The sequence below is a fragment of the Streptomyces tubercidicus genome, assembly GCF_027497495.1.
Taxonomy (GTDB): domain Bacteria; phylum Actinomycetota; class Actinomycetes; order Streptomycetales; family Streptomycetaceae; genus Streptomyces; species Streptomyces tubercidicus.
The window spans coordinates 941980-954096 of the sequence record NZ_CP114205.1; the positions used below are offsets into that span (position 1 = coordinate 941980).

Annotated in this window: 9 protein-coding genes and 2 pseudogenes; 7 read left to right on the plus strand and 4 right to left on the minus strand. The window is 68.6% G+C overall.

From position 1 onward, the window contains the following. Positions 1-97 precede the first annotated feature (97 nt). Entirely contained in the window at positions 98-1159 is a 1062-nt protein-coding gene (locus tag STRTU_RS04005; RefSeq protein ID WP_159742263.1) for a PucR family transcriptional regulator, read from the plus strand. 87 nt (positions 1160-1246) lie between these two features. Then, complete coding sequence (locus STRTU_RS04010) at positions 1247-2113, plus strand: alpha/beta fold hydrolase (RefSeq protein ID WP_159742264.1); 867 nt, start codon at positions 1247-1249, stop codon at positions 2111-2113. Positions 2114-2314: 201 nt separating this feature from the next. Here the strand turns inward: STRTU_RS04010 and STRTU_RS04015 are convergent, their stop codons facing one another. Continuing rightward, on the minus strand, positions 2315-3844 hold the full coding sequence (locus tag STRTU_RS04015; protein WP_159742265.1) for an alanine/glycine:cation symporter family protein: 1530 nt from the start codon (positions 3842-3844) through the stop codon (positions 2315-2317). A 486-nt stretch (positions 3845-4330) separates the two neighbouring features. Here STRTU_RS04015 and STRTU_RS04020 point away from each other — a divergent pair, with 486 nt between their 5' ends. The 3 genes from STRTU_RS04020 (at position 4331) to STRTU_RS04030 (ending at position 7774) form a co-directional block, all read left to right on the plus strand. Beyond that, a complete protein-coding gene (locus STRTU_RS04020) occupies positions 4331-5578 on the plus strand; it encodes a cation:proton antiporter (protein ID WP_159742266.1) in 1248 nt (415 codons plus the stop codon). 117 nt (positions 5579-5695) lie between these two features. After that, complete coding sequence (locus STRTU_RS04025) at positions 5696-6994, plus strand: ArsB/NhaD family transporter (protein WP_159742267.1); 1299 nt, start codon at positions 5696-5698, stop codon at positions 6992-6994. 315 nt (positions 6995-7309) lie between these two features. Continuing rightward, positions 7310-7774: a CBS domain-containing protein gene (locus tag STRTU_RS04030; RefSeq protein WP_159742268.1), complete on the plus strand. Its 465-nt coding sequence runs from the start codon at positions 7310-7312 to the stop codon at positions 7772-7774. A 228-nt stretch (positions 7775-8002) separates the two neighbouring features. Here the strand turns inward: STRTU_RS04030 and STRTU_RS04035 are convergent. After that, positions 8003-8218, minus strand: a pseudogene (locus STRTU_RS04035) (molybdopterin-dependent oxidoreductase); the annotation flags it as partial. A gap of 552 nt (positions 8219-8770) precedes the next feature. After that, positions 8771-9310 (minus strand): hypothetical protein, encoded by a 540-nt coding sequence (locus STRTU_RS04040; RefSeq protein WP_246240102.1) that lies wholly within the window; start codon positions 9308-9310, stop codon positions 8771-8773. Positions 9311-9829: 519 nt separating this feature from the next. On the opposite strand from STRTU_RS04040, the pseudogene STRTU_RS04045 reads away from it, so the two are divergent. Together STRTU_RS04045 and STRTU_RS04050 are read left to right on the plus strand one after the other, a co-directional pair. Then, a pseudogene (locus STRTU_RS04045) lies at positions 9830-10190 on the plus strand (hypothetical protein); the annotation flags it as partial. Between the two features lie 500 nt (positions 10191-10690). Next, positions 10691-11401 carry a FadR/GntR family transcriptional regulator gene (locus STRTU_RS04050; protein WP_159742269.1) on the plus strand — a complete coding sequence of 237 codons (711 nt, stop codon included), beginning with the start codon at positions 10691-10693 and terminating at the stop codon, positions 11399-11401. A gap of 465 nt (positions 11402-11866) precedes the next feature. Here STRTU_RS04050 and STRTU_RS04055 read toward each other — a convergent pair whose 3' ends face one another. After that, positions 11867-12085 (minus strand): hypothetical protein, encoded by a 219-nt coding sequence (locus tag STRTU_RS04055; RefSeq protein ID WP_159742270.1) that lies wholly within the window; start codon positions 12083-12085, stop codon positions 11867-11869. Between the last annotated feature and the right edge of the window lie 32 nt (positions 12086-12117).

Genomic DNA, 12117 nt, shown 5'->3' on the forward strand with positions numbered 1-12117 from the left:
TCCTGCCTGTCTCCCCGCCGGTCTCCGCATCGGCGCGAAGCCTCTCCGGCCTCCGTGTGTTAAGAAAGCGCAAGCAATACGCCAAGGGGTGGGACGAGTGGCACGGCGGGAGATACCCGAGGAGTTCCTGGACGGATACGACCGGACCCTCGACGACGTGGCACGGACCGGGCGCCTCTTGAACCGTGACGAACTCGCCTCGCGGCGCACGGCTGGGGAGCAGGCGGCCGAGGCCGGCCACAGCCTGCGCTCCCTGATCAACAGCCATCTCACGGTCACCCGCGCCGCCTGGCCGCGCCATGCGTCGGCGCACGCAGACAGTGCCCTCGCCGCCGTCGCACAGGTCGTCGATGCCCTCGCCGAGGGCTACGAACGTGCCCAGCACCTCGCCGTACGCCAAGAAGAGGCCGAACGCCGCGAATTCATCGACGACCTGCTCCATGGAAGCGCCGACCTGGGGCGCCTCGCTGAACGTGCCGAGCACTTCGGCCTGCGCTTCTCCCACGCCCACGCCGTCGCCGTGGCCGAGGGCACCGCCGCCTACTCCGAGGCCGACCCCGTCGCACGCCGCGTGGAACTCGCCCTCCTGGGGCGCTTCGGCGCCCGCCAGATACTGCTCACCACCAAGGACGGCCGCCTGATCTGCATCGCGCCCGGGGACCAGACGGACGTCCTGACCTCCTTCGCCAAGCAGGCCCACGCGGCCACGGACGGGGGCCGGGTCGCGGTGGGCCGTACCCACCCCGGCGCCGGCGGCGTCGTCCAGTCCTACCAAGAGGCCCTGAACGCCCTCGGCCTGGCAGAGCGCATGAACCTCGACGACCCGGTCCTCTATGCCGCCGACCTTCTCGTCTATCCCGTGCTCACTCGGGACCGCGAGGCCATGGCCGACCTCGTCCGCAGCGCCCTCGGCCCGCTCCGACAGGCCCGCGGCGGCGCCGAACCGCTGCTGGAGACGCTGACCGCGTACTTCGACTCGGGATGCGTATCGGCGGAAGCCGCCCGGCGCCTGTCTTTGAGCGTCCGGGCACTGACCTACCGCCTGGGCCGCATTCACCAGCTCACCGGCTCCAACCCGGCCGACCCCGTGCACCGCTACACCCTTCACACCGCCGTCATCGGCGCACGCCTGCTCGACTGGCCGGCGAAGGAGCTGTAACGCCCCTGGGAGCTTGCGCCACAACTTGCCCAACCCTTGCGGCCCTTCTTCATGTCACGGCCTGGGACGAGGCGCGATACTCGACCGGTGGACTCGATCTACCGCAGTACGACGGGCAGGGAGCTGATCCGACGTTGGTGCCTCGACCAGCTCGCCGCATGGCCTGTGCCGCACGAACGCAAGACGGTGACAGCAAAGGGCGCATCGACCCACGTGGTTCTCGCCGGCTCCGGCGCAACGACCGTCGTGTTCGTCCCGGGCACGAACTTCAACGCCGCCGCGTCTCTGCCGCTGGCCACGGCCCTGGTCGCCGCCGGCCACCGGGTTTTGCTGGTTGACGTCCCGGGCCAGCCCGGTCTCAGTTCGGGCGAACGTGGCCTTTCCGGCGGCCGGTTGTCCTGGTACGGGGCGTGGCTGAGCGAGGTCATCGAGAAGATGTCATCCGAGCCGGTAGCGGTGATGGGCCACTCCTTCGGTGCCGCCATCGCCCTGTCCACCGGCTGTCCCCGGATCGACCGGCTCGTCCTGGTTTCCCCTGGCGGACTAGCCAGGCTGAGATTGACCCCCACCGTGCTGGCCGCCTCGGCCACCTGGTTCCTGCGGCCCGCACCGACGCACAGCACCCGGCTCCTGCGTGCCATGCTCGCGCCTGGCCATCCCCCCCGCGAGGAACTGGTGGACTGGATGACACTGGTCGCCCGGCACGCGCGCTCCAGCGGGGCGCCCGGCGCCGCCCCCCTGACCGCGCGATCGATACCCCGCCTGGTCGTCACCGGGGAGCACGATGCCTTCCTCCCTCCGCGGCGGCTCGGCCCGGCAGTGCGCACCACACTCGGAGCTGAGCTGGGTGTGATCGCCGAAGCTGGACACCTCGTGGTCGAAGAGCGCCCCGAATGCCTGTCCACCTTGCTGGAGATTCCGGGCCGGCCCACATCCGATGCCCCTGTGGAGTAGTCGGCCTTCGTGTGCTGGGTCTACCGACCAGCAGGACCTCTGGCCTGCGACTGCAACGGTGGCCGGCGGCCAGCACGACGCCAAGATCGGCGGGAGCGCCGACGAGCGCATTCACCTGCCGAAACGCAGGTAAGCGGGGTCCGTATACGCAAGGCGCGAGCGCATACGGACCCCGCTTGAGGAGCCGGGCCGCGGGGGCGGTCAGACGGTGGTCTTCACCGGCTCCTGGTCTTCGTCGGCCCCGTCGGTTTCACCGGCCTTGCGGGCGCGGACGTACTCCAGGAAAGAGTTCAGCTCGCGCTTGACGACCGGGGCGAGGAGGTAGAGGCCGATGATGTTGATGACGGCCAGCATGAAGAGCACGGCATCGGCCATGTCGATGAGGGTCTGGAGGGTCAGCAGGGAGCCTGCGACGGCGAACAGGGTGTAGACGACCTTGTAGGTGAGTTCGCTGGCCTTGCTGCGGCCGAAGAGGTACGACCATGCCTTGAGACCGTAGTAGCCCCAGGTCAGCACCGTCGAGATGGCGAAGAGCAGCACCGCCACGGTCAGGATGTAGGGGAACCAGGGCATGACGGTCGCGAAGGCGTCGGAGGTGATGGTGACGCCCTCGGCGTCACCGTTGCCGACCTTCCAGCTGTCCGGGCTGGCGATGACGATGGTCAGCGCGGTCATGGTGCAGATGAGGACCGTGTCGATGAACGGTTCCAGCAGGGCGACCATGCCCTCGCTGGCGGGGTGCTTGGTCTTGACCGCGGAGTGCGCGATCGGGGCGGAGCCCAGACCGGCCTCGTTGGAGAACGCGGCCCGCTTGAAGCCGATGATCAGGGCGCCGAGCACACCACCGGCCACACCCTCGGGGTTGAAGGCACCTTCGATGATGGTGCCGACCGCGGAGGGCAGGGCCGTGACGTTCCCCAGGATCACAGTCAGGCAGGCCGCGATGTAGATGCCGGCCATGGCGGGGACGAGCTTGCTGGTGACGGAGGCGATGGAGCGGATGCCGCCGAGCAGCACGATGCCGACGAGCGCCGCGACGAGGACGCCGAAGAACAGCGCGCCGGCGGAGGAGCCCAGGACACCGCTCTCGCCGCCGGTGACGGAGACCAGCTGGGCGTAGCTCTGGTTGACCTGGAAGAGGTTGCCGCCGAAGAGGCCGAAGAACAGGACCATGGCGGAGGCCAGGGTGGCGAGGACCTTGCCGAGGGTCTTGCCCTTGTCGCCGAAGCGGTCGACGAGCCCCTTTGGCAGATAGTGCATGGGGCCACCGGAGACGCTTCCGTCGGCGTGCACCTCGCGGTACTTCACGCCGAGGGTGACCTCCACGAACTTGGTGGCCATGCCCAGCAGGCCGCAGAGGATCATCCAGAAGGTGGCTCCGGCGCCGCCGATGGAGACGGCGACGGCGACACCGGCGATATTGCCGAGGCCGACGGTGCCGGAGACCGCGGCGGTCAGCGCCTGGAAGTGGTTGACCTCACCGGCCGACCCCTTGTCGTCGTACTTGCCGCGCACCACATCGACGGCGAGGCGGAACTTACGGACCTGCACGAACCCGAACCAGCCGGTGAAGACCAGACCGGCGACCACGAGCCAGGCGACGATGAGCGGCAGTTCCGTCCCACCGACGGGAACGGAGTAGAAGACGACTTCGCCGAGCCAGGCAGCTATGGGTTCGAAGAACGAGCTGACTGCGGTGTCGACGGACCTGGTGAATGCATCGAGAGACACGATGGCTACCTCGGTGGCGCAGGGACCGGCGCACAGGAGGTTGCGCCGGTGGATGTGCGGTCTTTGGGCGAACGCCGTGTCCGGTCGGCGATCCGCGGGGCCACGGTCCGCGGACTCGGACAGTGATCACCCTGGTCGTGCTGCCGGTGCGTGCCGGCACTCCGCGCTGCGACGAGGGGTGGGCCGCCTGCGGCATTGCGCAGTTTTAGCACGCCCTTTACCAATCCATTAGTGACGCACGCCACATAACGGCGGGTAGGTTTCGAAAGTCGCAGCAAGCGAGATCGCTCCGTTACGCGGAACGGAGACCCCGAAGATCGAAAGCTCCTGCGATTTCCCTGCCGGGCTCCGGCAACAATGGCGCACCACGGATGCGCGCTAGAGACCTGTCAAAATCGCGTAAAGAGCAGGTATGGTTCCCCGCGGTGTGCCGGGAAGCCTGGTCGGCGAGTTGGAGAGAGCTCTCTTTACCGATCGGGGACACCCATGGTGCTCGTTGCCGTCTTCGGAGTCGCGCTGCTCATCGCGGTGCTGCTCTCCGGGCTCGCCGCCCGTACGGTCCTGTCCACCTCGTTGCTCTTCCTCGTCAGCGGAGCGCTGGTCAGCGACGGCTTCCTCGGTCTGATCCACATCACACCGGACAGCGAGATCGTCTCGGTCACCGCGGACCTCGCCCTGTTCGCCGTGCTGTTCACCGACGGGATGCACGTCTCCTTCCCGAAGCTGCGCGAGAACTGGAAGAACCCGGCCCGTGCGCTGGGCCTCGGCATGCCGCTCGCCTTCCTCGGCATGGCCCTGGTCACGCACTACCTGGTGGGCCTGGACTGGACGACGTCATTCCTGGTCGGCGCAGTGCTCGCGCCCACCGACCCGGTGTTCGCCTCGGCGATCGTCGGACGCAAGGAAGTCCCCGCCAAGCTGCGGCAGTTGCTGAACGTGGAAAGCGGCATCAACGACGGCCTCGCACTGCCCCTCGTCCTCATCCTGATCGCCGCAGCCGGCCCCACGGCCGGCCATGCGGATACCTCGCTCGCGACGATCGGGCTGGAGCTGGGCCTCGGACTGGCCCTCGGCATCCTGCTGCCCGTCCTCGTCAACGGCCTCGTGCGCTTCCGGCTGCTCGGCTCCGAGCCGAAGCTGCAGCCACTGCTGCCGCTGGCCATCGGGATCATCCTGTACGGGCTGTGCCACCTCACCCACGCCAACCCCTACCTCGCCGCCTTCTCCGCCGGTGCCGTGCTCACCGCCGCGTCTCCTGAAGCGAAGTCGGCGTTCGAGCCGCTCGGTGAGGCACTGGCCGAACTGGCCAAGTTCGCCGCGCTGTTGGTGTTCGGCGCCCTGCTCACCCCACAGCTCTTCGGCGACCTGCCCCTCGGCGGTTACGCCGCCGTCATCCTGGCGATCGTCCTCATCCGGCCGGCATCGCTACTGCTGTCGCTCATCGGGACACGATTCGCCCGCCGGGAGAAACTGGTCGCCGCCTGGTTCGGACCGAAGGGCTTCGCATCCGTCGTCTACGGCCTGCTGGTGCTGCAGTCCGGCATCCCGCAGGGCCACGAGGCATACACCCTCATCGCGATCTGCATCGCCACCTCGATCATCGCCCACAGCAGCACGGACGTCCCGATCGCCCGCCTCTTCCACGTCGAGGACCTCACCGGCATCCCCGCCGACCGCGACCAGGACGCAGCAACAACACCCCACAGCAAGGAGACCGTCCATGTGCGCGCGTGACCTCTCCGCTCCCTGCCCCGCCACCTCGACCGAAGCCACCGCCGCGGCGGCCCAACGCGGAAGCCCTGCAGGTGGCAACGCTCATGGCCGCTGGATGGAACGACTCATCGGAGAACAATGAACGACTGGCAGAGCTGGGCCGCGATCGTCATCTTCGTCGGCGCATACGCCCTGATCATCACCGAGAAGATCCACCGAGTGGCGGCGGCCCTCGGCGGCGCCGGCCTGATGCTGGCCATCGGGGCGACCGACGACAAGTCGGCCTTCCACTCCGAGCACAGCGGCATCGACTGGAACGTCATCTTCCTGCTGATGGGCATGATGATGATCGTCGGCGTCCTGAAGAAGACCGGCCTGTTCGAGTACCTGGCCATCTGGTCCGTGAAGAGAGCGAAAGCCAGGCCCTTCCGCGTGATGGTCATGCTGATAGTGATCACAGCCGTGGCTTCGGCGCTGCTCGACAACGTCACCACCGTGCTGCTCATCGCCCCCGTCACCCTGCTGGTCTGCGAGCGCCTCGCGCTCCCCGTCGCACCGTTCCTGATCGCCGAGGTCCTCGCCTCCAACATCGGCGGCACCGCCACCCTCGTCGGCGACCCGCCGAACATCATCATCGCCAGCCGGGCCGGACTGACCTTCAACGACTTCCTCGTCCACCTCGCTCCCCTGTCGGCCCTGCTGATACTGGCCCTCATCGCGCTCAGCCGTGTGCTATTCCGCAAGTCCTTCCGGTACGACGAGGCGCGGGCCGCCGAGGTGATGGAGCTGGAGGAACGCGAGGCGATCCGCGACCCCCGTCTCCTCGTCCAGGGCCTGATCGTCCTCGCCCTGGTCGTCGCCGGCTTCGTCCTGCATCCGGTACTGCACTACGAGCCCAGCATCGTCGCCCTCCTCGGCGCCGGCCTGCTGGTCGCCGTGTCCACCGCGGAAACCGGCGACGTGCTCAGCGAGGTCGAGTGGCCCACGCTCGCCTTCTTCGCAGGGCTGTTCATCATGATCGGCGGACTCATCGAGACCGGCGTGATCGGTGAGGTGTCCAAGGCCCTCGCGCAGGCGATCGGCGGCGACGAACTGGGCGGGTCCATGCTCCTGCTCGGAGCCTCGGCCGTGTTGTCCGGCATCATCGATAACATCCCCTACGTCGCCACCATGGCCCCCATCACCAGCGACCTCGTCACGGCCATGGGCGGCTCCGCCGACCACGTCCTGTGGTGGGCGCTGGCCCTCGGCGCGGACCTCGGCGGCAACGCCACCGCCATCGGTGCCAGCGCCAACGTCGTCGTGCTCGGCATCGCCGAACGCAACCGCACCCCCATCTCCTTCTGGCAGTTCACCAAGTACGGCCTCGTCGTCACCGCCGTCACCGTGGCCCTCTCGGCCGTATACGTGTGGCTGCGCTACTTCGCCCTGGCCTGACCGATGGCCACATGGACCCAGGCGGCACTCGGATGCGGTGCCGTCGTGGCGGCACTCGTCGTCCGCACCGCACTCGGGGAGATGGACCAGGACGGGAACGAACGGAAAAAGAGGCGGAGGACCACGGGGTGAGCGTGACCGGGCTCGCGCTGCCGCACTCCGGGGCAGCGCGAGCCCGGCGCGCAACTGGAGGGCTGGCGCAGGCGCCGCCGCGGCCAAGCCTGCGGCGTAAGCGTCGCGTCAACGTAATCGCCGGGAGCGCGGCGATGAGCCACGCTGGGACCAGGGACATTCCCACCGGACGAGGAGCAGGCCGTGCGCGCACGAGATCTGGCCGTTGACTACGAAGCAGTGAGCATCGACAGCGATGCCCTGGTGGCGGCGCGGCTGATGGCCGAGCACAAGCTCCCCGGCCTCCTGGTGCTCGACGAGCACGGCCGTCCCAGGGCGATCCTCCCGGCCTCACAGATGATCAAGGTCCTGGTGCCGGGGTATGTCATCGAGGATCCGGCCCTCGCCCCGGTCGTCGACGAGAAGCACGCCGATCAGCTCTGCCGGGCCCTGGCCGGGCGCAGCGTCGGCGACTGCCTGCCTGTAGACGCACCCCCGCCTCCCATCGCGGACCCCGATGACACCGCGCTGGAAGTGGCGGCACTCATGGCCCGCGTGCGCAGTCCACTGATCGCCGTCGCCGACCAGGCCGAGAACGGCACGCACCTGCTCGGCGTGGTCACCGCCGCCCACCTGCTGCACGAACTCCTCAAAGCATCCGGAAGCTGAGGCCGCACCACACTCATCCAGACCATGCTTTGGCGCCGAACGGGCTTCGACACCGCTATGCAGCTGGCCCCACCAATGCTGTGACCGAAACGATCGCCGGGTTGGCGGCAATCGGTCTCTCGTCACACAAGTGCGTCCCGATGATGGGGAGATGACAGCCAACTCCCGCGCACAGTCGTTCAATATGGCTGCCGCCCAGTACGCGGCCAGCCGGCCTTCGTATCCGCCTGCGCTAAGGCAGAAGCCGAGCCAGCCCTTCCCCGGCGTCTTGTCGTTGCCCGGTGCCAGGTTCGGGTTGTACGCGGCGTAGGACAGCAGTCCGGTCACGAACAGCACGGTGATGCCGACCAGGAGGATCAGCCCGAACACCGACGTCAGCCACGGTCCCCGCAGCGGACTGCGCCAGAAGCCCGGCCGTGTGGGGCCCGGCGGCGGAGTGTCCAGCAGCGCGGCGAGGCGCCGGCGACGACCGGGACGGGGCTTGGCGGCCTTTTCGGTGAGTGGGGAGGCGCCGGCGGCCCGTCGATGTGCGGAACTCCCTCGGGGTGGCGGGCTGTCGGCTGCCTCGTCAGGCTGTCGCTGCGGCCTGGCACGACGAGGCTCGCCATCGCGGTCGCTACCCTCCACATCGATCCCCTCACGGTGGCCGGTGCGACATGATCGCCGCCCAGGACCCACCGTATGCAGCTCGATGCGCAATTCGCCCCTTGCCGCACATTGCGGATCCCTTTCGGCCTCACGCCGACCTCACCCCCGCCCAGACGGACTCCCTACGCGCAGAAGCACCCGAGTGTGATCAGCGATTGGTCTCGGCCCCCTGCCAGGCCCCTCGGCTTGCCGCCGATGCCCCCACCGGGTCGCGCATCGTTCGGTGCACCGAACGGACACAGGTGGTCACCTCGGCGGTGCTGACTGGTCTGCTGGCGCCGCAAGAGGCGCGTGCCGCGTCCGATCCAGCAGTCGGCGTGAGAATGACATGGTCATTCGTCACTCATGTCAGCTGGCACTCCCCCGCAGACCATCAGCGACCACCTGATGTCCGCTGTCGCGGTGGCCGGTGGTCAACGTTTGACACGGTTGCGGATCGCCAGGACGGCCAGGCCCAGAAGGACGGGTTCGGCGAAGCGGGAGGCCATCTCGGTGTAGGTTGCCCGCGGTGGTGAGGTCCTGGCCGGAAGAGCGGAACGCCACCGAATTGGCCACCGTGTGCAGGGCCCTTTCGAACCGTTCGGCGGTCAGCCGGCCGGTGAGCGCGCCGGTGGGGTTGGCCGGTTCGGGTGTGTCGGTGACCGGCGTGAGGTCCTGTCCAGCCGGTACCTGGCGGCCGGTGGTGATCGGCTTGGGGTCACCTGCCGGGATGCCCCACAGCATCATCACCAAGGTGGTGATGCCACCGCCACAACGAGCCGGGTCAGGGTACGGAAGGCGCGCAACCCGTAGCCCGACACCGCCCAGTGCCCCCAGCAGGGGAGCCTTGTACCACCAGCAGACGAAGAGCTTGCTGGGCGTTCCGCGCTCGTGGAGCAGCGACACCACTTAACCCCACCAAACCCCAGCACTTTCGTCACTCACAGGATGGCGTTCGGCGGACCCGGCCAGCGACCGACCGACAAAAGTTGCTCCTCTGGAGGCAGGAAGTCACCCCAGGAAGCTCAACCGGACCCGACGGTCCGTGTTACTCGCGTTCGTGTCCGCGAACCTCCGTTAGGACAACCCGTACCCTACGTTCCTGACGGCAGCCTCCGTAGGGCTAATGTCACCAGCGGGCAGCACTGGAAGGCAGGTAGCAGAGGGCCCGGAAGTTCCTGGCGAGCGCATGCCATGCGCGGCACCTTCGTCGTGCACCGCGGGCTGCGGGATCACAGCCCAGATTCACGCCGGCGGAGACGGGACCGCATCCCTCCCCCGGGCGCCCACACGCTGACCCAACCTTGGTCCGAGGTGTGCCGTCGGCCGGGTGCGCACCCGGGGTGAGGACAGGGGCGCGTGTTCGACAAGTGGCTCAGGCCGCAGGAAGTGGATCAGCCTGATGGACTGTTGGATGACCAGCTGCCCACGGTGGGCCGCCCCGATCTGGTCGAGCCGCGGCTGACCGAGCAGCTGGCCCGTGCCCAGCATGTCTCCGCCCACCGCCTGGCCGATGAGCCGGACGACGAGGTGCCGGCGCTGCCCACCCACGGCTTCGGCAGCTTCTGCTCCTCCTCACAGGCCGAGGGGGACGCGACCACGATCGGCCAGGACCTGGCTGATCCCGTGGGGCAAGCCCGTCACCCTGCTCGCCGACACTCCTGAGCAGGTCACCGACGCACAGCGAGAACTGACCCGGGTAGGCATCGACCGCCCGGTCGCCGCCACCGGCGACCCGGGCACCTGGGTCGGCGCCGGCGAGCAGCTCGCTTCCTTCCTCCGCGCCCGGACGAACTGCCCGTACAGCAGCACTTCCAGAAGTTGCGGTGGTGGGCGGAGACCTTCTCGATCTGCTCGAACTGCTTGGCGAATCCACCGAAGCCGTCCACCGCCTGCGTGACCGCGCCGAGCCCGCCGGCCTGCACCACCTGGGCCTTCACCAGGCGAGGACTGCCGGGGAGACCCTGCCCTCCAGCCGCGTCGCGACCTCGTCGGCCGACGCCTCCTGTGCCGGGCCGCCCTCGTCGATGCGCTTGACGGGGACGAAATCCCACGGCTCCGAGGCATCCGCCGCGTCCGCCTCCCCGGCAAAGTCGGTGATCTTCCCTGTGGCGACTCAGGGCCCAGACCGAGCTCTGGTCGCACTTCGGCGCAAGTACGGCTGTGGTCATGAGCCGCAGCCCGGCCCGCCTCGCTCGGTGCCGCCCGCCGGTGGGGACGCGATGGGGGTTACCCAGATCCCCCTTCCATGCGATGTTCAAATGTCTGATGTTTGTATACGCTGTCTTCATGAAGCGCATCAGCACACCGCGGAGGACGGCAAGCCTGTCCGCGCAGCTCGTGGACAGTCTCCGCTCGCACATTGAGGCAGGTGGATGGCCAGTGGGAACGCGAATCCCGCCGGAGCAGGCCCTCATCGAGGAGCTCGGGGTCGGACGCAGCACGCTACGGGAGGCGCTCGGCGCGCTCGTGCACCTGGGCCTGTTGGAAGCCCGGATCGGGGACGGCACCTACGTCCGCGCGTCGAGTGAGCTCCAGTCGGTCATGGTGCGGCGAGCGAGTGCCGCGCAGCGGGACAACGTTCTCGAACTGCGCACCGTCCTTGAGGAGTACGCCTCAGGGGCCGCCGCCCTGCGTCGCAGCGAGGACCAACTGCACCAGCTGAAAGAGCTGTTGGCCGACGCCGACGCGGCCTGCGCCGGTGAGGACATGTCCGCGGCCGGCAGTGTCGACGCATTGTTCCACCGGGCCGTCGTCCGGGCGAGCGGAAACGACCTCCTGATCGAGGTGTACGACTACCTCGGTACAGCTCTCACCTCCGCCCTGGGCGGCCTGCCCTGGGACGCCGTCGGCGCCGAGGAGCATGCCGGCCTGCACAGGCGACTCGTCGACGCGATCGAGGACCGGGACGAGAGCGGCGCCCGTGGCGCGGCGGCTGCGATCGTCCAGCTCACCCGTGACCACGATGCCGAGGCACCACGAGTGACGGAGGCGCAGTGAGTAAGGAGTTATCTTCGATATCCCGTCAACCCTCCACCTTCGGGCCGCCGGCTGCCGACAACACCCGGCCTGCCGTGTCGATCGGGCTCGCCTTCGCGATCTGCCTCGTAGCGGCGAACCTGCGAACGCGTCTCACCGGTGTCGGTACGCTGCTGCCGGCGATCGAGCACGGCAGCGACCTGACATCGAGCTGGGGCGGGCTGCTGAGCACTCCCCCTGCTGACGTTCAGCGCGACGCCGCCTGTGGCGGCCCGGACCTCTCACCGGTTCGGCACCGAACGCCTGCTCGTGGCAGCCCTTGGCGCGCCGGCCGCCGGAACTGCGGTCCCGTTCGATTGCCTCTGTGATCTGCCTGTTCACCGGGACCGTGATCCCTTCTGCTGCCATCGCGTTCGGCAATGTGCTGCTACCCGCTCTGATCAGGCGGAGCGTGCCCGCACACCGCCTTCAGGGCATCAGCGCTCTCTACGTCACCGTCATGGGCGTCACGGCCGCGGTCTCCTCCGGGATCTCCGCGCCGCTTTCCCACACCTTCCCGGGTTCCTGGCACACCGCTGTCGCCCGGGGTATTGCCTTCACCATCGCGGCGTTCGTCGTCTGGCTGCCCCGGACACGGGGCGACAGGCCCCAAGCCTCCACCGGCGTGACCCGCAGTCCGGCCCCCTTGGCGGTCGCGACTGGCATGGCAGGTCAGCAAAATCAGGGACCTGCAGTCC